Annotated in this window: 24 protein-coding genes; 9 read left to right on the plus strand and 15 right to left on the minus strand. The window is 68.5% G+C overall.

The genetic code is table 11. The features are described 5' to 3' along the window. Nucleotides 1–14 precede the first annotated feature (14 nt). Genes ACTICP_RS06865 through ACTICP_RS06875 form a run of 3 tightly spaced genes read right to left on the minus strand, consistent with a single transcriptional unit; the run spans nucleotide 15 to nucleotide 2,197 of the window. Nucleotides 15–662, minus strand: coding sequence for an alpha/beta hydrolase family protein (locus ACTICP_RS06865; protein ID WP_441890812.1), 648 nt, complete (start codon nucleotides 660–662; stop codon nucleotides 15–17). Beyond that, nucleotides 659–1,399, minus strand: coding sequence for a DUF4870 domain-containing protein (locus ACTICP_RS06870; protein ID WP_441890814.1), 741 nt, complete (start codon nucleotides 1,397–1,399; stop codon nucleotides 659–661). The genes ACTICP_RS06865 and ACTICP_RS06870 overlap by 4 nt, the downstream gene beginning before the upstream one ends. Before the next feature lie 21 nt (nucleotides 1,400–1,420). After that, nucleotides 1,421–2,197, minus strand: a complete 777-nt coding sequence (locus tag ACTICP_RS06875) for a general stress protein (RefSeq protein WP_441890816.1) — start codon at nucleotides 2,195–2,197, stop codon at nucleotides 1,421–1,423. A gap of 67 nt (nucleotides 2,198–2,264) precedes the next feature. On the opposite strand from ACTICP_RS06875, the gene ACTICP_RS06880 reads away from it, so the two are divergent. From ACTICP_RS06880 to ACTICP_RS06895, 4 genes are read left to right on the plus strand one after another with little or no spacing between them, the layout of a single operon-like run. Continuing rightward, the gene (locus ACTICP_RS06880) at nucleotides 2,265–3,530 is read left to right on the plus strand and encodes a magnesium transporter MgtE N-terminal domain-containing protein (protein WP_441890818.1); all 1,266 of its coding nucleotides are present in this window, start codon (nucleotides 2,265–2,267) and stop codon (nucleotides 3,528–3,530) included. Continuing rightward, the gene (locus ACTICP_RS06885) at nucleotides 3,530–4,102 is read left to right on the plus strand and encodes a DUF1003 domain-containing protein (RefSeq protein ID WP_441890820.1); all 573 of its coding nucleotides are present in this window, start codon (nucleotides 3,530–3,532) and stop codon (nucleotides 4,100–4,102) included. The genes ACTICP_RS06880 and ACTICP_RS06885 overlap by 1 nt, the downstream gene beginning before the upstream one ends. Then, nucleotides 4,099–5,241 carry an Mrp/NBP35 family ATP-binding protein gene (locus ACTICP_RS06890; protein ID WP_441890822.1) on the plus strand — a complete coding sequence of 381 codons (1,143 nt, stop codon included), beginning with the start codon at nucleotides 4,099–4,101 and terminating at the stop codon, nucleotides 5,239–5,241. Before ACTICP_RS06885 ends, ACTICP_RS06890 begins: the two co-directional genes overlap by 4 nt. 12 nt (nucleotides 5,242–5,253) lie before the next feature. Next, complete coding sequence (locus tag ACTICP_RS06895; protein ID WP_441890824.1) at nucleotides 5,254–5,757, plus strand: YcxB family protein; 504 nt, start codon at nucleotides 5,254–5,256, stop codon at nucleotides 5,755–5,757. A gap of 6 nt (nucleotides 5,758–5,763) precedes the next feature. On the opposite strand, the gene ACTICP_RS06900 is transcribed toward ACTICP_RS06895, so the two are convergent. Beyond that, complete coding sequence (locus tag ACTICP_RS06900; RefSeq protein WP_441890826.1) at nucleotides 5,764–6,189, minus strand: Sec-independent protein translocase TatB; 426 nt, start codon at nucleotides 6,187–6,189, stop codon at nucleotides 5,764–5,766. An 80-nt stretch (nucleotides 6,190–6,269) separates the two neighbouring features. On the opposite strand from ACTICP_RS06900, the gene ACTICP_RS06905 reads away from it, so the two are divergent. After that, on the plus strand, nucleotides 6,270–6,905 hold the full coding sequence (locus ACTICP_RS06905; protein ID WP_441890828.1) for an O-methyltransferase: 636 nt from the start codon (nucleotides 6,270–6,272) through the stop codon (nucleotides 6,903–6,905). A 57-nt stretch (nucleotides 6,906–6,962) separates the two neighbouring features. Here ACTICP_RS06905 and ACTICP_RS06910 read toward each other — a convergent pair whose 3' ends face one another. From ACTICP_RS06910 to dapE, 4 genes are all read right to left on the minus strand, one after another. Then, entirely contained in the window at nucleotides 6,963–7,511 is a 549-nt protein-coding gene (locus ACTICP_RS06910) for a hypothetical protein (protein ID WP_441890830.1), read from the minus strand. A 149-nt stretch (nucleotides 7,512–7,660) separates the two neighbouring features. Continuing rightward, entirely contained in the window at nucleotides 7,661–7,828 is a 168-nt protein-coding gene (locus tag ACTICP_RS06915; protein ID WP_441839128.1) for a DUF3117 domain-containing protein, read from the minus strand. Between the two features lie 112 nt (nucleotides 7,829–7,940). Next, entirely contained in the window at nucleotides 7,941–9,170 is a 1,230-nt protein-coding gene (locus ACTICP_RS06920; protein WP_441890832.1) for a hypothetical protein, read from the minus strand. A 10-nt stretch (nucleotides 9,171–9,180) separates the two neighbouring features. Then, a complete protein-coding gene (gene dapE / locus ACTICP_RS06925; protein WP_441890834.1) occupies nucleotides 9,181–10,254 on the minus strand; it encodes a succinyl-diaminopimelate desuccinylase in 1,074 nt (357 codons plus the stop codon). A 64-nt stretch (nucleotides 10,255–10,318) separates the two neighbouring features. On the opposite strand from dapE, the gene dapD reads away from it, so the two are divergent. Next, nucleotides 10,319–11,260 carry a 2,3,4,5-tetrahydropyridine-2,6-dicarboxylate N-succinyltransferase gene (gene dapD, locus ACTICP_RS06930; protein WP_441890836.1) on the plus strand — a complete coding sequence of 314 codons (942 nt, stop codon included), beginning with the start codon at nucleotides 10,319–10,321 and terminating at the stop codon, nucleotides 11,258–11,260. Nucleotides 11,261–11,711: 451 nt separating this feature from the next. Then, on the plus strand, nucleotides 11,712–13,139 hold the full coding sequence (locus ACTICP_RS06935; protein ID WP_441890838.1) for a DEAD/DEAH box helicase: 1,428 nt from the start codon (nucleotides 11,712–11,714) through the stop codon (nucleotides 13,137–13,139). 220 nt (nucleotides 13,140–13,359) lie between these two features. On the opposite strand, the gene ACTICP_RS06940 is transcribed toward ACTICP_RS06935, so the two are convergent. The 6 genes from ACTICP_RS06940 to ACTICP_RS06965 form a co-directional block, all read right to left on the minus strand. Continuing rightward, nucleotides 13,360–14,655 carry a citrate synthase gene (locus tag ACTICP_RS06940; protein ID WP_441890841.1) on the minus strand — a complete coding sequence of 432 codons (1,296 nt, stop codon included), beginning with the start codon at nucleotides 14,653–14,655 and terminating at the stop codon, nucleotides 13,360–13,362. Nucleotides 14,656–14,838: 183 nt separating this feature from the next. After that, nucleotides 14,839–15,951 carry a succinyldiaminopimelate transaminase gene (gene dapC, locus ACTICP_RS06945; protein ID WP_441890843.1) on the minus strand — a complete coding sequence of 371 codons (1,113 nt, stop codon included), beginning with the start codon at nucleotides 15,949–15,951 and terminating at the stop codon, nucleotides 14,839–14,841. 5 nt (nucleotides 15,952–15,956) lie between these two features. Next, a complete protein-coding gene (fdxA, locus tag ACTICP_RS06950) occupies nucleotides 15,957–16,277 on the minus strand; it encodes a ferredoxin (protein WP_441887809.1) in 321 nt (106 codons plus the stop codon). A 9-nt stretch (nucleotides 16,278–16,286) separates the two neighbouring features. After that, the gene (locus tag ACTICP_RS06955) at nucleotides 16,287–16,688 is read right to left on the minus strand and encodes a histidinol dehydrogenase (RefSeq protein ID WP_441890845.1); all 402 of its coding nucleotides are present in this window, start codon (nucleotides 16,686–16,688) and stop codon (nucleotides 16,287–16,289) included. A gap of 17 nt (nucleotides 16,689–16,705) precedes the next feature. Further along, the gene (locus ACTICP_RS06960; protein WP_441890847.1) at nucleotides 16,706–17,020 is read right to left on the minus strand and encodes an AzlD domain-containing protein; all 315 of its coding nucleotides are present in this window, start codon (nucleotides 17,018–17,020) and stop codon (nucleotides 16,706–16,708) included. After that, on the minus strand, nucleotides 17,017–17,745 hold the full coding sequence (locus ACTICP_RS06965) for an AzlC family ABC transporter permease (RefSeq protein WP_441890849.1): 729 nt from the start codon (nucleotides 17,743–17,745) through the stop codon (nucleotides 17,017–17,019). Before ACTICP_RS06965 ends, ACTICP_RS06960 begins: the two co-directional genes overlap by 4 nt. Nucleotides 17,746–17,809: 64 nt before the next feature. Here ACTICP_RS06965 and ACTICP_RS06970 point away from each other — a divergent pair, with 64 nt between their 5' ends. After that, nucleotides 17,810–18,358 carry a helix-turn-helix domain-containing protein gene (locus ACTICP_RS06970; protein ID WP_441890851.1) on the plus strand — a complete coding sequence of 183 codons (549 nt, stop codon included), beginning with the start codon at nucleotides 17,810–17,812 and terminating at the stop codon, nucleotides 18,356–18,358. Nucleotides 18,359–18,421: 63 nt separating this feature from the next. Here ACTICP_RS06970 and typA read toward each other — a convergent pair whose 3' ends face one another. Further along, nucleotides 18,422–20,335, minus strand: a complete 1,914-nt coding sequence (gene typA / locus ACTICP_RS06975; RefSeq protein WP_441890853.1) for a translational GTPase TypA — start codon at nucleotides 20,333–20,335, stop codon at nucleotides 18,422–18,424. 113 nt (nucleotides 20,336–20,448) lie between these two features. Here typA and ACTICP_RS06980 point away from each other — a divergent pair, with 113 nt between their 5' ends. After that, entirely contained in the window at nucleotides 20,449–21,219 is a 771-nt protein-coding gene (locus ACTICP_RS06980) for a CPBP family intramembrane glutamic endopeptidase (protein ID WP_441890855.1), read from the plus strand. Nucleotides 21,220–21,224 lie beyond the last annotated feature (5 nt).

Raw genomic sequence — 21,224 nt, forward strand, 5'->3', positions numbered from 1 at the left:
TCGCGCGTCACTGCCTACCGCGGTAGGCCGTCCGCAACCAGCGGGGCGAGAGATGCTCCCACCTCTTCGGCCAGGCGTTTGCGGCCCTTGACCTCGAAGGAGTGGCCGCCGTCGTCGATCCAGGTGATGCGGGCATCCTGACAGGTTGCGACGACGTCCTCGAGCTGTGAGACGGGCCGGATGAACGGGTCGTTCGTGCCCTCGATGAACAGCTGCGGCACCGCGATCGCGGGCAGGTGTTCAGCGCGCAGCTTCTCGGGCTCCCCCGGCGGATGCAGCGGATACCCGAGGTAGACCAAGCCGTCGACCTCGACCCCATCGGCAACGGCCATCGATGCCATACGTCCGCCGTACGACTTGCCGGCCGCCCACAGCGGAGCATCCGGCATCCGCTCCCGAGCATGCTCCACCGCAACCCGCCAGGTCGCAATCGCGTGCGCTGCCGGCCCCGGCATGCGCCTGCCCTGCTCGCGATACGGGAAGTTGAACCGCATCGTCGAGAAGCCGAGCTCGTTCAGCGCGTCTGTGAAGCCGACGAGGAACGGATGCTCCATACCGGCGCCGGCGCCGTGCGCGACGAGCACCGTGCCCCGACCGTCCCCTGCACCCCACGTCGTCGAGACCGAGGTCGGCCCCTTCGGGAGCTCGACCGTCAGGCTCATGCGCGGATGAAGGGGATGGCGAACGGCACCTTCATGACCTTGCCGCTGGACGCACGCACCGTGCCGACGATGACCAGCACGATGTGCAGGAGCGAGATCACGAAGTACACCGTCAGCGGAAGGCCGATCGGGAAGAACCCGCGAGCGGCGCTCGTGCCCGACAACGCCGCGAGCATGACGAAGTGCGCGATCACCAGCACGACCGACACGAGGACGTAGGTGAACCCCCAGTTCGCTGCCGACCGCCCGTTCTCGCGTGCAATCCCGCCGTGCTTTGCCGCTGATCCGTAGCTCAGTCCCATCGCCACACCGGAGATGATGCCGCTGATGAAGGGGAACACCAGGAAAACGAGGAACCCGAGCGCCCACGACAGTGTTCCCGTCGGCGTGCGCACCGGCACGGGGTAGCCGTACGGCGCACCGGGCTGGCCAGGGTAGGGTCCGGGCTGGCCAGGGTAGGGTCCGGGCTGGCCAGGGTACGGCTGGCCCGGATACGGCTGGTACTGCTGGGCGGGGGCGGCTTGGCCCGGATACGGCTGCTGGACGGGCTGCTGGCCCGCGTAGGGCGGCGCCGGCTGGACGGGTGCCGACTGGCCCTGGTACGTCGGGTAAGGCTGCGCGGGCGCCGGGTACGGCTGCGCCGGTGCCGGCGGCTGCTGCGCGAATCCATGCGATCCGTTCGCCGGATGCTGTCCGTCCGCGGTCTGCGGCGCCTCATTCGACTCGGGCGTAGTCATCGATCCTCCTGGGTGAGCGGCTCAGCGGTGGTCGTCGGTCGGATTCGGCGTCGCGTCGGGGTTCGTGCTGTCGGCAGAGACGTCAGATTCGGCAGGCTCCTCAGACGCGACAGGCTCCTCAGACGCGACAGGCTCCTCAGACGCGGCAGGCTCTTCCGGCTCGGCCGGCTCGACCCGCTCTCCGTAGCGCGGCGCAGGGTCTGCTGGCCGCGGCGGGATGACGTGCCCGGACGGTGTCTGAGCAGCCGTCTCGGCATCCGCTCCCGGGGCGACACGCTCGCCGTACCGGGGAGGCTCATCGAGGTCGACGGGCGGGCGCACTACCTGGGTGCGCTCAGGCGTGCCCAGCGCCTCGCGCGCCTTCGCGAGCGACGCCGCCAGCACGGTGACCTCGTAGTGGTCAGCGGCGAGCTGGGTGACGCTCGCGAAATCACGACGGCGCCGGACGATCGCGTACGTCACCAGGCTCAGGATCATGCCGAGTGCGACGCCGATGAAGACGAAGCCGACGAACAGTTGGATCGGAGCATCCGGGTTCCCGATCACGAGGATCGCGGAGAGCAGCAGGCCGATGAGCACGCCGTTGACCGCACCCGACCGGGCGGCCGCGGCATAGCCGAGGCGCCCCGTGACGCGCTCGATCGTGCGCACGCCCTGCCCGACGATCGCGATGTCACGGGCGGGGACGTCGCCGGCGATCAGTTTCGAGACCGTCTTCTGGGCGCCCTCGTATTCGCGGACCGACGCGACGGTCTCGCCGACCTCTGCGCCGCTGGCCGGACGGTTCAACATGCTCATCCCGCCATTGTTCCATGCGCCGCCCCGGTCAGCCCGAGATCCGACCCCTGCGGACTACGCTGGGAGCGTGAGCACACAACGGGTTTTCGTCGCGCGCCTGGCCGGCTGCGCCGTTTTCGACCCCGTGGGCGACCGGCTCGGCAAGGTCCGGGATGTCGTCATCGTGTACCGAAGTACCGTCTCACCCCGCGTGATCGGCCTCGTCATCGAGATCCCCGGCCGGCGCCACGTCTTCATGTCGATCGGACGGGTCACCTCGATCCGCGCTGGCCAGGTGCTGACCACCGGCCTCATCAACGTGCGGCGCTTCCAGCCCCGCCCCGGTGAGGTGCGCGTGCTGGCCGAGCTGCTGGGCCGCCGCGTCGAGCTCACCGACGGCAGCGGCAGTGCCGTGATCGAAGACGTGGCGATCGAGCCCAATCGGCTCGGCGACTGGGACATCAGCCAGCTCTTCCTGCGCAAGCCGAAGACGAGCGCCTCCCCCTTCGCGAAGGGGCCGACGACGTTCGCGGCGTGGAACGAGGTCGCCGAGAAGCGCGCCCCCGGCGAATCCCAGTCCGCCGAGCAGCTTGTCGCGTCGTACTCCGAGCTGCACGCCGCCGATCTCGCGACGACGCTGCTCGACCTGCCGCAGAAACGCCTGATCGAGGTCGCTGAAGAGCTCCCCGACGACCGCCTCGCCGACGCCCTCGAGGAGATGCCCGAGGAGGATCAGGTGCGCATCCTGGACGGGCTCGGCGACGAGCGCTCGGCCGACATCCTCGACCACATGGAACCCGATGACGCCGCCGACCTGCTCGCGCAGTTGCCGAAGAAGCGCCTTGAGCAGCTGCTCGACCTCATGGAGCCCGAAGAGGCCGAGGACGTCCGCACTCTGCTCAGCTACGGCGCCGACACGGCCGGCGGTCTGATGACGACGGAGCCGATCATCCTGTCGGCCGACGCGACCGTCGCCGAGGGACTCGCGCTCATCCGCCGTCACGAGATGCATCCCGCGTTGGCCGCCGCGGTCTTCGTCACCCTCCCGCCGTTCGAGACACCCACCGGCCGCCTCCTCGGGGTCGTGCATTTCCAGCGGATGCTGCGCTATCCGCCCCACGAGCGCCTCGGCGCCATCGTCGACGACACGATGGAACCGATCGCCGCCACGGCATCCGCCGCGGAGACGGCCCGTCTGCTCGCGAGTTACGACCTCGTCTCGCTCCCCGTCGTGGATGCTGCGAACCGGCTCGTCGGCGTGGTGAGCATCGATGACGTGCTCGATTACCTGCTGCCGGACGACTGGCGAACGCAGGATGCCGATGACTCTCTGACCCCGGGAGGCGCGCGATGATGGCCAAGAGCGATCGCTCGGGTCTGGATGCCCCGCTCGGCCGCGGCGGGGCACGGCCGCGGCAGCTGCGCCCGGAGTCCCGTGACCGGTTCGGCCGATTCACCGAATGGGTCGCCAGAGCAATGGGAACCCCGGCGTTCCTCCTGATGCTGACGCTGTTCTGCATGATGTGGATGGTCTACACCGTCGTCGCCGAGCAGAACGGCTGGTGGCGCTTCGACTCCGCCGCCCTCGGCTTCACCGCGCTGACGCTCATCCTCTCGCTGCAGGCCTCGTACGCCGCCCCGCTCATCCTGCTCGCGCAGAACCGGCAGGATGACCGCGACCGCGTGCAGATCGAGCAGGATCGCCAGCGCGCGGAACGCAACCTCGCCGACACCGAGTACCTCGCCCGCGAGATCGTCGCGCTGCGGATGTCGCTGGAGGAGCGCAACTCCCAGGCGGTGACGCGGGACGTGCTGCGACTGGAGCTGCGGGCGCTGCTCGCAGACCTCGATGGGGACAATGACACGGAGGCCCCGGATGCGCGCACCGGGCCCGTCTCGGCCGAACCGCGCCGCCCGCGCCCATGAGTGTCGCAGACCGTGTCCGTCAGGCCGTCGGCGCCGTGACCGATCCCGAGCTGCGCCAGCCGATCGGCGAGCTCGACATGCTCCGCGACATCTCCGTCGACGGCGATCACGCCAGGGTTGGCATCGCCCTGACGATCGTCGGGTGCCCCGCCGCCGACCGCATCGAATCCGACGTGCGGCGTGCCGCGGCATCCGTCTCGGGCATCGCCGACGTCACGGTCGATGTCGGCGTCATGACCCCGGCCGAACGCAAGGCGCTCACCGAGAAGCTGCGCGCGGGCCGGCCGGTACGACAGATGCCGTTCGGCCCCGATTCCCTCACGCGCGTGATCCTCGTCTCCAGCGGCAAGGGCGGGGTGGGCAAGTCGACCGTCACTGCGAACCTCGCCGTCGCCCTGGCCGCGCAGGGGCTGGCCGTCGGACTCGTGGATGCCGACGTACACGGCTTCTCGATCCCCGGGCTCCTCGGCATCCCGGCGGGCACGCAGCCCACCCGCATCGACGACCTCATGCTGCCGCCGGTCGCGCACGGCGTGAAGGCGGTCTCGATCGGCATGTTCCTGCGCGACGGCGAGGCCGTCGTCGCGTGGCGGGGCCCGATGCTGCATCGCACCGTGCAGCAGTTCCTCACCGACGTGTTCTTCGGCGACCTCGACGTGCTGCTCATCGACATGCCGCCCGGGACCGGCGACGTCGCGATCTCGATCGGGCAGCTGCTGCCCCACGCCGAGGTCCTCGTCGTCACCACCCCGCAGTCCGCGGCATCCGACGTGGCGATCCGCAGCGGGCTGGTCGCCCGGCAGACGGGTCAGCGCGTGATCGGGGTCGTCGAGAACATGGCGGCCTTCACTCTGCCGGACGGTTCCGTGGTCGATCTGTTCGGCGCCGGCGGCGGCGCTGAGGTCGCCTCCGCGCTCTCGCAGCCCGACGACGACGTGCCGCTGCTGGCCTCGGTGCCGCTGAGCCCTGCGCTGCGCGCCGGCGGGGATGCCGGCGCCCCCGTCGTCCTCAGCGATCCCGATGACGACGCCGCCCGCACGATCCTCGAACTGGCCGAGCGACTGGCCGCGGGCGGTCGCGGACTCTCGGGCCGGTCCCTGCCGATGTCGGTCACGCAACGCACGGCCGACGAGGCGTGAAAGACTCGTGAGGTGACCGCAGAACCTTCCTCCCGCTCCATCGTCGTCGACGCGGAACTGCTGCGCGGCATGTCTCGGGATGCCCTGATCTACACGCTCACGAGGCCGCTCGCGATCATCGCCTACACGGCACTGGTCGCCGCCTTCATCATGAACGCCATCGTGCTGGGGCTCATCAGTGGCGTCGACGACGAACGCAGCAGCACCCTCACTCTGACGCTGCTGGCGATCGCCGCGCTCATCGCCGCATCGATCATCTTCACGCGTGCGTCGGTCAAGCGCGCGATCAGCACGGCGATGCCGACGGGAACGGCTGTTCGCGTCGAGGTCGGCCCGTCATCGGTGAAGCTCATGTCCAAGCGCGGCGTCTCGGACATGGCGTACTCGACGTTCCGCTCCGTGCGCGTCGGGAAGCACGCGGCAGTCCTGCAACTGCGCGGCACGTCTGTCGTCACGATGATTCCGCGGATGCTGCTCAGCGATGCCGACATCGCGGTGCTGAAGGCGAAGATCTGACCCGGGTCAGGTGGCCTCGAGGTCGAACGGCGGCGGCGAGTCCCGCGTGAACTCCGGGCGCGTCCGCGACGGACGCTGAGCCGGCCCGTCGGTGGGAACCGCCGTGACCGCCGCAGCAGCCGACGCCGTCGCGGTGGCGGTCGCGGTGGCCGTGGCTGACGGCGCCGTCGATGGGCCGTCCTCCATCAGGGCATCGCGGATGATGCGTCGCGGGTCGTATTGACGCGGATCGAGCTTGCGCCAGTCGACGTCGTCGATCTCGGGACCCAACTCGTCGCGCATCCTCGATCGTGTGTCGCGGAGGTATTCGCCGCCCTTGCGCACGAAGCGCGCGAAGCTCTCGGCGGCCTTCGGCAGACGCTCCGGACCGATGATGATCGCAGCAATCACCCCGATGAGCAACAGCTTCTCGAAGGTCAGGCCGAAATCCATGTACTCAGGCTACCCGCCGCGTCTGACGGCCACGAGCACCACGGGCGAATACTCTGGAGCAAGCAGGTCGAGGAGAACACATGAGCGAGAACGACGCGAACGCACGGTACATCCGCGAGGCGGTCATCGAACCGGCGGCCATGGCACGTGCGCGCACCCACGCACAAGAACTGGGTATCGCCTCGGTCAGCGCCGCAGTCGGCGCGCAGCTCGCCGTGCTCGCCGCGACGACCGCCGCCCGATCCATCGTCGAGATCGGCACCGGTGCCGGCGTCTCGGGTCTGTGGATGCTGCGCGGCGCACCGCAGGCCGTCCTCACCTCGATCGACAACGAGCCCGAGCATCTCGCCGCCGCACGCCGCAGCTTCGCCGAGGCGAAGGTTCCCGCAACCAGGGTCCGCTTCATCACCGGCCGGGCCGCCGACGTACTCCCCCGCATGAATGAGGACACATACGACATCGTCCTCGTCGATGCCGACCCCGAGAACGTCATCGAGTACGTCGAGCACGGTCTGCGCCTGGTGCGCACCGGCGGAATCGTCGCGGTGCCGCGTGTTCTCGCCGGCGGAAAGGCCGCCGATCCCGTGCAGCGCGACGCTGTCACCCGCGCGTTCCGATCGCTGATCCAGGAGACGCAGGAGTCCCCCGCTGTGCTCGCCGCGATCTCGACCTCGGGCGAGGGTCTGCTGCAGCTGGTCAGCGTGCGCACCGACTGACGAGGGTTTCCCCCCACGAGTGAGCGGCGCCGCGGCCGCCGCCGGGGCGCCGCGCCCTCAGGTGGGTGGGCAGTCGAGGAGTCCGTTGACGAGCGAGTCGACGTCGCCGGACACATCGCCGACGACATCATCGACGTCAGCACCGATGTCGCCGAGGGAGACGTCGGTCTCGTTGCCCGATCCGGTCGCATTCTCAGAGCCGACATCGTTGCCGGAGACGTCATTGCCCGAGCCGACCGGAGCCTCGATCGGCGCCGTGACCTCGTTGTCCGAGCCGACGGGCGCGTCGACCTCATTGCCAGAGGCCACCGGGGTGTCATTGCCCGAGGCCACCGGGGAATCGCTCACGAGCGGCCCCTCGACCAGTGGAGCGTTGATCAGACCGCCGTCGACGTTGCCGACCGACGCGTCATTGCCACTGGCGAGGACGGCGTCGCCAAGCCAAGTCTGCAGCCCCTCGATCGAGCTCATGAAGTCGGTCGAGCTGGAGGTGACCTCGTTCGTGCTGTCACCGCTGTCCGCGGCCGACGCGGGCAGAGCGAACCCGGCGATGGCGAGGGCGGCAGCACCCGCACCCGCTGTGGTGATGATTCCGAATCGTGTCATCTTGCGCATGATGTTCCTTTCGGTTCCGTGCAGCGTTCGCCGCGCAATGAGTCATTCGGACCCGTCGGCGCATCGGATGGGAACGTCCGCACAATGACGGAGGGGCGACGGATCCGAAGATCCGTCGCCCCTCCCGAGAAGGCTGGAAGTCAGCTCACCACGCCCGACAGGACGTCGTGCAGCTCCTTCGCTTCAGCATCGTTCACGGAGACGACCAGACGGCCGCCGCCCTCGAGGGGAACGCGCACGATGATCAGTCGCCCCTCCTTCACGGCCTCCATGGGTCCGTCTCCGGTTCTCGGCTTCATCGCTGCCATCGTGGCTCCTTTTCCCTCGGTGGTATGCATCAAGTTTATCGGTATGCTTCCGCCCCGGCGTTCGCGACGGAAGAATACGAAATGAACACTGCCGCGCAGCGCCGAGAAAGCCTCACGGAACCTGCCAGTACGTGTTGCCCAGCCCGTACATCTGGTGGATCCATACCCACTGCCCGAGCAGACACAGCACCAGCACCCCGGCCCGGTAGAGGCGCGAACGCGGCACGGCGAGCGCTCCGACGAGCGGGGTGAGCGGCAGCAGCAGCCGGAAGGTGCTCGACTGCGGGAAGAAAACTGCCAGCAGGTACAGCAGATAGCTTGCGCCCCACAGCCGCAGGTCAGGGCCCAGGCGCTTTACGTTGCGTGCGAACAGCATCCAGATCGCCGCCGCCACGAGGATGCCGAGGGCGATGAACCCCCACCAACCGGGCATGCCCCACTGCGAGAACCAGAACTGCGCGGCCTGCACCCAGCCTTCGAACGGTACGAACGCGCCCTCGCCGATCCCCCAATTGCGGCGCCAGGCGAGTTCGGTTGCCAGATACGAACCGGGGTCGCCGGTGACGACTCCGGCGATGACCTGCCAGGCGAAGCCGGTGACGGTCGCCAGTGCGCCGAGCGCGATGATGTGCACGATCTCGCGTACCGGCAGCGGGTCGCGGCTTCGACGCACCCAGCGCAGGATGCCGTAGAGCCCCAGGTACAGTGCGAACGCGAGGATGCCGGGGCGAGTGAATGCCATCACCGGGATGACGAGATACAGCCAGCCGAATCGTCGTCGCGCGACGAGATCGAGCGCGATCAGCAGCAGCATCACGAACAGCGCCTCGGCGTAACCGACCTGGAACAGCGCGGCCAACGGCCCCCACGCGAAGAAGGTCACCGCCCACATCGCCGCCGTGCCGCCGATGCGATCTCTGAGCAGACGGTGCAGTGCGATGCAGGCGAAGAAGCCGGCGACCAGCGAGATCATCAGCGCGCCCGCACCCCACGACCCGAACGGCAGCCCGACCACCTGCGCGGCATATGCGTAGACCGGCATGAACGCCCAGGCGTTCTCGGCGACCTGTCCGGACTCGGTGAGCGGCAGCGTCTGCGGATACCCCTCCCAGGCGACCAGCCAATACCACTGGGCATCCCAGCCCAGCACGAAGTCTGCGATACTCGCATCGGAGCCGAAGCGCGACCCCGGGCCGGCGAGATCTGCAGCCAACGCGAGGAACGCGGTCGTGATGACACGCCCCAGCAGGTAGATGATCGCGATCCGGCCGAAGACCGGAATCTGAGCCCAGTGCCGCGCCGCGCGGATCACCGTGCCGCGCATCGTCGTGTCGCCAGTCACCGGTCTGGGGTCAGCGCGCGGTGAGCCACGCGCGCAAACCGCGCTCGACCGCGTCGATCTGCGCGAACGGCACGCGCTCTTCATCGTGGTGCGCGAGGTGCGGGTCGCCCGGCCCGTAGTTGACCGCCGGGATGCCGAGGGCGCTGAACCGCGCGACATCGGTCCAGCCGTACTTCGGGCGCGGCTCGGCCCCGATGGCAGCGACGAACTGCTGCGCGATCGGCGAGTCGACACCGGGGCGCGCGCCCTCTGCGGAATCCGTGATCTCCACCTCGAACCCGTCGAGCACCCCGCGAAGGTGCGCTTCGGCGTCGGCTGCGGACTTGCTCGGAGCGAATCGGTAGTTGACTTCCACCTCGCACAGATCGGGGATCACGTTGCCGGCAACACCGCCGTCGATGCGCACGGCGCTGAGGCTCTCGCGGTAGGCGAGACCTTCGACCGGCACCGTCTTCGCGCGGTACTCGGCCAGGCGCGAGAGGATGGGCGCTGCGGCATGGATGGCGTTCTCGCCGATCCACGCCCGCGCGCTGTGGGCGCGCACGCCACGGGTGCGGACGACCGCGCGCAGCGTGCCGTTGCATCCGCCCTCGACCTGCCCATCGGACGGTTCGCCGAGGATGGCGAAATCCGCCTGGAACAGGTCGGGTCGGTCGGCGGAGAGCAGATTCAGCCCGTTCAGGGTGGCCGCGACCTCTTCGTTGTCGTACCACATCCAGGTGATGTCGACGACGGGGTCAGCGAGTTCGGCAGCCAGTTTCAGCTGCACGGCGACGCCGCCCTTCATGTCGACCGTGCCGCGCCCCCACAGGTGCGGCACGCCCTCGATGTCGACCGTGCGCGTGGGTACGTTGTCGTTGATCGGAACGGTGTCGATGTGCCCCGCGATGACCACGCGCTGAGCGCGACCGAGGTTCGTGCGGGCGACGATCGTGTTGCCGTGGCGGATGACGTCGAGGTGCGCGAGCGGCGTGATCGCGGCCTGGATGGCATCGGCGAGCAGGTGCTCACTGCCCGACTCGCTCGGGATGTCGCAGATCGCGCGGGTGAGATCGACGGATGACGCGGTCAGATCGAGCTGCATGCACCCAGCCTACGGCGCGCGGGCGTGGGCGAAGTCGCCGCACCGCACCGGTACCGTGGGAGGTATGAACAACGCGCGCACTGTCTGGGGCATCGGCCTGACCACGCTCACCGCGAGCGGCACCGCTCTGGATGCCTGGTACCTGCAGGTGGGAACCGGCGACCTGCCCGATGCCGACATCGCCGAGCTCGAGGCGCATACCGGCCAGGACGAGCGCCGCAACGTCCGCATCGAGACCGTGCAGCTGGCGATCGATCTCGATGCCGCCCCGGCATCCACCGCCGATGCGTATCTGCGCCTGCACGCGCTCTCGCATCTGCTGGTGCGCCCGAACGACCTCAACCTCGACGGCATCTTCGGCCATCTGCCGAACGTCGCCTGGACCAACGCCGGTCCCATGCATCCCGACGACGCGGCGCGGCTGCAGCCGCAGATGCGCCGTCACAGCATCCAGGTTCAGGGGCTCGACAAGTTCCCGCGCCTGACCGACTACGTCCAGCCCGCCGGCGTTCGGATCGCGGATGCCGCACGCGTGCGCCTCGGCGCCCACCTCTCCCCCGGAACCACCGTGATGCACGAGGGGTTCGTGAACTTCAACGCCGGCACGCTCGGCGCTTCGATGGTCGAGGGGCGCATCTCGCAGGGCGTCGTCGTCGGCGAGGGCAGCGACGTCGGCGGCGGGGCATCCATCATGGGCACGCTCTCTGGCGGTGGCACCGTGCGCGTCTCGATCGGGGCGCGCACCCTGCTCGGCGCGAACTCGGGCCTCGGTATCGCGCTGGGCGATGACTGCATCCTCGAAGCCGGTGTCTACATCACCGCGGGCTCCAAGGTCGTCCTCGCCGGCGGCCCGGACACCGCAGACGGCGGAAAGCGCATCGTGAAGGCGGCCGAGCTCTCGGGGCAGAACGGCCTACTGTTCTGGCGCAACTCCGTGACCGGCGCGATCGAGGCACGGCAGCGCGACGGCGCAGGGGTCACCCTGAACGAGACGCTGCACGCCTGAGCTTGTCTGAGCGCGCGGAGGCTTCGGCTCGCTCCGCTCGCTCAACCCGTTTCGGCTTCGCGCTTCGCGCTCCGCTCAACGCCCCGCAGGGCCGCTCCGTCCGTTGAGCCCCGCAGGGCCACTCCGGGCGTTGAGCCCCGCAGGGCCACTGCGTCCGTTGAACAGCGGCAGGTTCTCCGGGCGTTGAGCGAGAGCAGCGAGACGAAACGGGCTGAGCGAGGAGCGCAGCGACAAGCCGAAGCCGCCTCCTGACGCTCGACTCACAGACAGCACTGCTAGGCTTATGAGCGACGCCCCTCGCTGATGCGAGACGTCTGCGTCGTCGACACATGTTCCGCACCGGTCTCCGGTTGCGATCCTCTCGAACGGCGAACCGATGCGCGATCCCGCGCCGTCGCCCGTTTCCCGCAGCACACCCCGTGCTGTGCCTTCTTCTTCATGGAGTATCTCAATGCCCAGTTTTCTTGATCTCGGCGTGCCCGCACGCCTCGCCGACGTGCTCGCCGCGGACGGCAAGACCGAAGCGTTCGCGATTCAGCGCGACACGCTTCCCGACTCGCTCGCCGGACGCGACCTGCTCGGCCGCGGCCGCACCGGCAGCGGCAAGACCATCGCCTTCGCGCTGCCGCTGGTCGCGCGTCTCAGCGACTCGCAGAAGCGCACCCGCGCCCAGCACCCCCGCGGTCTCGTGCTCGCACCGACCCGCGAACTCGCCACGCAGATCGCGGCGACCATCGCCCCGCTCGCCCAGGCCGCAGGCCTGCGCGTCACCACCGTGTTCGGCGGTGTCAGCCAGCGCCCGCAGGAGCAGGCGCTGCGCAGCGGCGTCGACATCGTCGTCGCCTGCCCCGGCCGCCTCGAAGACCTCATGAAGCAGAAGCTCGTCTCCCTCGACGCCGTCGAGGTGGCGGTGCTCGATGAAGCCGACCACATGGCCGACCTCGGCTTCCTGCCCGGCGTCACCCGCATCCTGGCCGCGACCCCGGCCGGCGGACAGCGCCTGCTGTTCAGCGCCACCCTCGACCGCGGCGTCGACACCCTCGCCAAGCGGTTCCTCTCGAGCCCCGTCAGCCACGAGGTCGACGAGGCCAGCGTCCCGGTCGGCGAGATGACCCACCGCGTGCTGGTGACCACCGGAACCGAGCACAAGACCGGACTCGTGCGCGACCTCGCCTCGGGCACCGGCCGCCGCATCCTGTTCACCCGCACGAAGCACCAGGCGAAGAAGCTCGCCAAGCAGCTGACCGCTGCGGGCATCCCCGCCGTCGACCTGCACGGCAACCTGTCGCAGAACGCCCGTGAGCGCAACCTCGCAGCGTTCTCCGCAGACCCGGCCGACGGTGGCGTGCGCGTGCTCGTCGCGACCGACGTCGCTGCCCGTGGTGTGCACGTCGACAACGTCGACCTCGTCGTCCACGTCGACCCACCCATGGAGCACAAGGCGTACCTGCACCGCTCGGGCCGCACGGCTCGCGCAGGGGCCGCCGGCACCGTCGTCACGGTCGTGCTGCCCGAGCAGCGCCGTGATGTGAAGGACCTGCTCCGCAAGGCGAAGATCACCGCAGACCTCGAGCAGGTCAACGGTGCGATCGTCGACGAGCTCGTCGGTGAGCGTGCCGCGCACGTGAAGCCCGCTCCCCCGCAGCCGCAGCAGCGCCAGCAGCCCAAGAAGCCCAAGCAGCCGCAACAGGGCGGCGCCCCCGCCTCGGGCTCGCCCGCTCGTCGCCGCCGTCAGGGTCAGGGTCAGCCCGCGGCTCAGGGGCAGCGCTCCGGTGGCGGTCAGCGCTCCGGTGGGCAGCGCTCCGGCATCCAGGTCGGTCAGCGCGTCGACACCCGTCGTCCGCGCCGTGCACAGGGCGGCGGGGCTCAGGGGCGCTGAGCCTCTGGTTTCGACTCGCTGACGCTCGCTCAACCCGTTTCGTCTCCGGCGCTCCGCGCCTGCGCTCAACGACCCGCGGGAGCGTCTGAGCGTGGGGAGCGCCTGCGCTCAACGACCCGCGGGAGCGTCTGAGCGCGGGGAGCGCCTGCGCTCAACGGCCTGACGCGAAAGCCCCGGATGCCTCTTTCGAGAAGCATCCGGGGCTTTCTGCATCCGCTGGTCAGCGGGTCTGGAACGTACGCTCCGCCGGGCCGGTGTAGAGCTGCTGCGGGCGACCGATCTTGGTCTGCGGGTCGAGGTTCAGCTCACGCCACTGCGCGAGCCAGCCGGGCAGCCGGCCGATCGCGAACAGCACGGTGAACATGCGGGTCGGGAAGCCCATGGCCTTGTAGATCACGCCGGTGTAGAAGTCGACGTTCGGGTACAGGCGACGCTCCTTGAAGTAGTCGTCCGCGAGGGCGAGCTCTTCCAACTCCTTGGCGACGTCGAGCAGCGGGTCGGTGACGCCGAGTTCGCGCAGCACCTCGTCAGCGGCCTCCTTGACGAGCTTGGCGCGCGGGTCGTAGTTCTTGTAGACCCGGTGGCCGAAGCCCATGAGCTTGACGCCCTCTTCTTTGTTCTTGACGCGCTCGACGAAGCGCTGAACGCCCTGGCCCGAATCGCGGATTTCGGCGAGCATGCTCAGCACGGCCTCGTTGGCGCCGCCGTGCAGCGGGCCCGAGAGCGCCTGGATGCCGGCCGAGATCGAGGCGAACTGGTTCGCGCCGGTCGAACCCACCAGGCGCACCGTGGAGGTCGAGGCGTTCTGCTCGTGATCCTCGTGCAGGATCAGCAGCAGCTCGAGCGCCTTCGACATGACCGGGTTGATCTCGTAGGGCTCGGAGTGCACGCCGAAGTTGAGCTTGAGGAAGTTGTCGACGAAGCTCAGCGAGTTGTCGGGATACAGGAACGCCTGCCCGACGCTCTTCTTGTGCGCATAGGCGGCGATCACCGGCAGCTTGGCGAGCATGCGGACCATGTTCAGTTCGACGTGCTCGGGGTTGTTCGGGTCGGTCTGACCTTCGTAATACGTCGACAGTGCCGACACGGCCGACGACAGCACCGACATGGGGTGCGCGGTGTGCGGCAGCGCCGAGAAGAAGTGCTTGATGTCCTCGTGCAGGAGGGTGTGATGACGGACCCGGTCGTCGAACTCAGCGAGTTCTGCGGGCGTGGGAAGCTCACCGTAGATGAGCAGCCACGCGACCTCGAGGTAGGAGCAGTTCTTCGCGATCTGCTCGATCGGGTAGCCGCGGTAGCGCAGGATGCCCTGGTCGCCGTCGATGAACGTGATCTCAGACTTGGTGGATGCCGTGTTGACGAATCCGTAGTCGAGGCCGGTGTAGCCAGTCTGCTTGGTCAACGTCGAGAAATCGATGCTGTCAGCGCCGGCCGTGCTGCGCAGAAGGGGGAATTCGGCAGTGGTCTCGCCGATCGTGAGAGTGGCCTTCGTCTGCTGGTCTCCCGCTGCACTCACGCGGACCTCCTTGTACGTTTACGCGACCTGTCGGTCTGGTTCGTCCTGTTGGTCGGATAGATCGAGGCGATGCACGGCGCAGAGCGCCTGACCGGGTCACGGTCGAATCGCCATTACAGCCTAGTCGCCAGATTGGCCTACTGTGACAACCGCCAAGAGCCGCGCGACTTTCACGGTGAGAACCTACAGCGCAGAATCGCGCAGGCGCCGCGCACCCTCGGCGACCCGGTCGAGCGGCGCCGTGAGGGAGAGTCGCACATGCTCACCGGCATCCGCTCCGTAGAAGGGCCCCGGGCCGCCCAGGATGCCGAGATCGGCGAGCCTTCCCATCGACTCCCAGGCATCCCTGCCCTCCGTCGCCCACAGGTACAGGCCGGCCTCGGAGCCGTCGATGCGGAAGCCGGCGGCCTGCAGCGCGGGCAGCAGCAGGTCGCGTCGCGCGCGGTAGAGCTCTTTCTGCGCCGCGACATGGTCGTCATCGCCGAGGGCCGCGACCATCGCGTGCTGCACGGGCAGCGGCATCATGAGACCGAGGTGCTTGCGCGGTGCGAGGATCTCGGCGATCACGCGCGAACACCCGGCGACGAAGGCTGCGCGATACCCGGCGAGGTTCGACTGCTTGCTCAGCGAGTACACGCTCAGCAGGTTGCGCCGCGTTCCGCCCGTGACGCGCGGGTCGAGCACCGACGGCACGGGTTCGGTCGCCCAGGGTCCCTCCCAGCCGAGCTCCGCGTAGCACTCGTCACTGGCGAGCACCGCGCCGAGTTCACGAGCACGACTCACGGCCGCCGCGAGCTCGTCGAGCGTCCAGGTGCGGCCGTCCGGGTTGCCCGGTGTGTTGATCCAGATGAGCTTGGTGCCCTCCGGCCACGCCGCGGGGTCATCTTCGGCAATGGGAGTGGCTCCCGCGACGCGAGCGCCGACCTCATAGGTCGGGTACGCGACCCGCGGGAAGACGACGATGTCGCCGTCTCCGAGGCCGAGCAGCGTCGGCAGCAGCGCCACGAGTTCCTTCGAACCGACCGTGGGCAGCACGTTCTCCACCGTGAGATCGGAAACCCCACGGCGGCGGGCGTACCAGTCGACGATCGCCTCGCGCAGCGCCGGGGTACCGATGTTCTGCGGGTAGGAATGCGCGTCGGTCGCTTCGGCGAGCGCCCGCCGGATCACCTCGGGCGTCGGATCGACCGGCGAGCCGATCGACAGATCGACGAGGCCCTGCGGATGCTGCGCCGCGCGCTCACGAAACGGAACGACGGCATCCCACGGATAGTCGGCGAGATCCCGGACGCCCACGGCGACTACTCGCCCTGCGGGGGAAGAGCTGCGACGATCGGGTGGTCGTACTTGATGACGCCCACCTTCGCAGCGCCGCCAGGAGATCCGATCTCGTTGAAGAACTCGACGTTCGCCTTGTAGTAGTCCGCCCATTCCTCAGGCGTATCGTCCTCGTAGTAGATCGCCTCGACGGGGCACACGGGCTCGCATGCTCCACAGTCCACGCACTCATCCGGGTGGATGTACAGCATGCGCTCACCCTCGTAGATGCAGTCAACGGGGCACTCGTCGATGCAGGCTCGGTCCTTGACATCGACGCACGGAAGGGCGATCACATACGTCACCCCTCCAGTCTACGACCCGTTCTCGTGCAGCGGCGTCTCACGCGGAAGCCGCATCGGGGAGCGCTTCAGATTCGGCCAGGCGACAACGAGCACAGCGATTCCCACGATCAGGTAGATCCAGACCTGTCCGAGCGGGGTGTTCGGCACGATCACCGATCCGCCGGCTCCAGGACCCGAGATGATCAGCAGCATCCCGATCATGCCGATGGCGGTGGCGACGGCCGCTGCCCGGTCATGGGTGAGTGCGCGGACGGCGGTGAGAAGAGCGGCGCACGCGATCGCCCCCACGATGAGACCGATCGGGATCGGGCCCCACATGAGGCTGTGTGCGATGGTCCCCGCGGTTCCGTAGACGACGCCGACGAGAGCGGCGGCGATCCAGGACAGCGTTCGAGTCAACCAGTAGGGCACGCTGAGATCCTACGCCGTCAGCTCGCCCAGCCCACCAGGCGCAGCAGCGCGGCGACAGCGGCAGCGGCGATCACGACGACGAGGAAGGACTGACGCAGATACAGCAGTCCGGCGGCGACGAGCACGGCCGGAATCCGGGCATCCACGACGACCGCCTGGCCGGCTCCGAGCGTCTGCACGGCGACGAGAGCGGCCAGCAGTGCGACCGTCAGCAGGTCCGAGATGCGCGCTGGCCGCGGCGCCTCGAGCAGATGCGGCGGAATGAGGTACCCGAAGGCCTTCAGCGCCACGCAGATGCAGGCCGCCAGCAGGACGGCACTCCACACGCTCACGCGGATCCCCTCTGCTCGCTCGCTCCCAACCAGTTGAACCAACCGACGACGATGGCGACGACGGCCGCGATCAATACAGGAAGCCCCGGCATGACGAAGGGCGTGAAGGATGCCGCGATCACCGCGGCTGCGACCCCCACGGCGATCGCCTGGCGCTGCTTGAGCCGCGGCCACAGCAGGGCGAGGAAGGCGGCCGCTGCCGCGGCATCCAGTCCCCAGGCTTTGGGGTCGCCGAGCACGTCACCGAGGAGGGCGCCGAGCAGCGTCGTGAGGTTCCAGCCGATGAAGACGCCCAGGCCCGTCACCCAGAATCCGAGGCGGCGCAGCGGCGGGGTGCTCTGCGAGATCGCCACCGCCGTGGATTCGTCGATCGTCACCTGAGCGGCGGCAGCGCGACGCAGGAACCCGGAGCCGATGATCGGCGACATCCGCATGCCGTAGGCGACGTTGCGCACGCCCAACAGGACGGCAGAGGCGATGGCCGAGGGCAGTGCCGCGATCCCGCCCGCGCTGAGCACGCCGATGAAGGCGAACTGCGATCCGCCGGTGAACATCAGCAGGCTCAGCACGCAGGTCTGCCAGACATCGAGTCCGGATGCCACGGCGAGAGCCCCGAACGAGATCCCGTAGGCGCTGGTGGCGACGGCGACGCCGATGCCCTCGCGCCACACTTCGCGGCGCGCGGCGCCCGCGGCATCCATCGTCGTTCGATTCGATGAACGCATGCTCATCATTCTGAACACCCCTCGACGGATAGTCAAGTGAACGATCGTTTGGCATGATGAACGGATGGATGACCTCGGAACACGCATCGCCCGAACCCTGCGACGCGAGCGTGAAGCGCACGGCATGTCGGTGTCAGAGCTCGCGCGGCAGGCAGGTGTGTCCAAGGCGACCGTCTCGCAGCTCGAGAACGGTTCGGGCAATCCGAGCGTCGAGACGCTGTGGGCACTCGGTGTCGCGCTCGATGTTCCCTTCGCCGTGCTCGTGGACCAGCAGGCGAATGCCCCGACGCTGATCCGCGCCGACGACCACGCCGGCGTGCCCTCATCCGCGGCCGCCTACAGCGCCACGCTGCTCTCAGCGAGCCCTCCGGGCGCCCGCCGCGACGTCTACCTCATCCAGGCAGAACCAGGCGAACCGCGCCGATCAGACCCGCATCACGCGGGCACGATCGAACACGTCGTCCTGATCTCGGGCGCTGCCGACATCGGCCCCGCTGGCGCTCCGGTCCGGCTCTCCCCCGGCGACTATCTGTCGTACGCCGGTGATGTACCGCACGTATTCGAGGCCGTCGAGCCGGGCACGAGCGCGGTGCTCATCTCGGAGCTGCGCTGAGCTGCACGGCAACGGTCAACGGCAGCGGTCAACGGCGACGGTCAACGGCGGCACCGCAGTCGGTCAGGCGTTCGCGTCCTGGCGCTTCATGCGCGAGGTCTCGCGGCCGCGGACCGTCTGGTCGAGGATCACCTTGCGGATGCGGACGACCTCAGGCGTCACCTCGACGCATTCGTCGTCGCGGGCGAACTCGAGGCTCTCCTCGAGCGTGAGCTGGCGCGGAGGCGTCATCGATTCGAAGGAGTCCGAGCTCGCGGCACGCATGTTCGTGAGCTTCTTCTCCTTGGTGATGTTCACGTCCATGTCGTCAGCGCGCGAGTTCTCGCCGATGACCATGCCCTCGTAGACCTCCTGAGTCGGCTGCACGAAGAACGACATGCGCTCCTGCAGGGCGATCATCGCGAACGGGGTGACGACACCCTGACGGTCGGCGACGATCGAGCCGTTCTGGCGGGTCGTGATGTGCCCGGCCCAGGCGTCGTAGCCGTGCGAGATCGCGTTCGCGATGCCGGTGCCGCGCGTGGTCGTCATGAACTCGCTGCGGAATCCGATGAGGCCGCGCGAGGGGACGATGAACTCCATGCGCACCCAGCCGGTGCCGTGGTTGATCATGTTGTCCATGCGGCCCTTGCGGCTCGCGAGGAGCTGCGTGATCGCACCGAGGTGCTCTTCCGGCGTGTCGATGGTCAGGTGCTCGAAGGGCTCGTGGACCTTGCCGTCGACCTTCCTCGTGACCACCTGGGGCTTGCCGACGGTGAGCTCGAAGCCCTCACGGCGCATGTTCTCGACGAGGATGGCCAGCGCGAGTTCACCACGGCCCTGGACCTCCCAGGCATCCGGGCGACCGATGTCCACGACCTTGAGCGACACGTTGCCGATGAGCTCGCGGTCAAGGCGGTCCTTCACCATGCGGGCGGTGAGCTTGTGCCCCTTGACCTTGCCCATCAACGGCGAGGTGTTGGTGCCGACGGTCATCGAGATCGCCGGGTCGTCGACGTGGATCTGCGGCAGCGGGCGCACGTCATCGGGGTCGGCGATGGTCTCGCCGATCGTGATGTCCTCAAAGCCCGCGATCGCGACGATGTCGCCGGGGGCCGCGGAATCAGCCGGGTAGCGCTCGAGCGCGCGGGTCTTCAGCAGTTCGGTGATGCGGGCGTTCTGGTGGGTGCCGTCGGCGCGCACCCAGGCGACGGTCTGGCCCTTCTTCAGAGTTCCGTTGAAGACGCGCAGCAGAGCGAGACGCCCGAGGAAGGGGCTGGAGTCGAGGTTGGTGACCCACGCCTGCAGGGGGGCCTCGTCGTCGTACGACGGAGCGGGGATGTGCTCGAGGATCGCACCGAAAAGCGGCTCGAGGTCACCGTTGTCGGGCAGCGAACCGTTCTCGGGACGAGTGAGGGATGCCGCACCGGCACGGCCGGACGCGTAGACGACCGGCACATCGAGCAGGGCGTCGACGTCGAGGTCTGGCACGTCGTCCACCATGTCGGACGCCAGCCCCAGCAGCAGATCGTGCGCCTCTTCCTCGACCTCGGCGATGCGCGCGTCGGGGCGGTCGGTCTTGTTGACGAGCAGGATGACCGGAAGCTTCGCCTCGAGCGCCTTGCGCAGCACGAAACGCGTCTGGGGCAGAGGGCCCTCAGAAGAGTCCACGAGCAGCACGACGCCGTCGACCATCGACAATCCGCGCTCGACCTCGCCGCCGAAGTCGGCGTGGCCCGGGGTGTCGATCACATTGATCGTGATCTCCTGGCCGCCGGCGTGCTCACCCTTGTAGGTGATCGCGGTGTTCTTCGCGAGGATCGTGATGCCCTTTTCACGCTCGAGATCGTTCGAGTCCATGGCGCGTTCATCGACGTGCGCGTGCTCCCCGAACGAGCCCGTCTGACGGAGCATGGCGTCGACGAGCGTGGTTTTGCCGTGGTCGACGTGCGCGACGATTGCGACATTGCGGAGGTCAGAACGAAGGGCGTGCGCCATGCAAGTTTTCCTAAAAGGGATGTGGGGTGCGCCGGGATGCCGACGGTACACGATATCGCATGCTCACTGACCCTGCGCTGATCACGCATAGGACGCTCCCGTAACATCGGGCTGTGCACTCGTCCCCCGCATTGGCCTCGCCGACCCCGTCGCGTGCGCGGATCTGGTGGGAGATCGCCATCGTGCTCGCGCTCGGGCTCGGAGAATCGGCGATCTATTCGATCGTGCAGCTCACGTATCGGCTGACGGATGCCACGCCGCTGGCTGATCAGACCACGACCCTCAACCCGTCGCGCAGCGACCGCGAGATCTTCGACCTCATCTACCAGGTGCTCGGAATCGCGTTCGCGATCGTGCCGGTGCTGCTGGTCTGCTACCTCGTCTGGCAGCACACCCGGCCGCACCTCGGCGCGCTCGGCCTGGACGGCAGCCGCGTCGGCGGCGACATCGGCCGCGGCATCCTGCTCGTCCTCGCCATCGGCATCCCGGGTCTCGCGCTTTACGTCGGGGGCCGCATGCTCGGCCTCTTCGTCGCCGTGGATCCTGGCGGCCTCGATACGCACTGGTGGACCGTACCGATCCTGCTGCTGTCGGCGGCCCGCGCGTCGATCATGGAGGAGTTCGTGGTGCTCGGGTACCTGTTCTTCCGCCTGAAGCAGCTCGGCTGGGGTCTGTGGCCGATCATCATCGCGACCTCGGTGCTGCGGGCGACCTATCACCTGTACCAGGGCCCCGGCGCGTTCATCGGGAACCTTGCCATGGGACTGCTGTTCGGCTGGCTGTTCGCCCGGGGCGGGCGGCTGCTGCCGTTCCTCGTCGCGCACTTCCTCATCGATGCCGTCGCGTTCGTCGGATACCCGCTCGTGGCGCCGATGCTTCCCTGACGCGC

The organism is Microbacterium sp. (genome assembly GCF_052102115.1).
Taxonomy (GTDB): Bacteria; Actinomycetota; Actinomycetes; order Actinomycetales; family Microbacteriaceae; genus Microbacterium.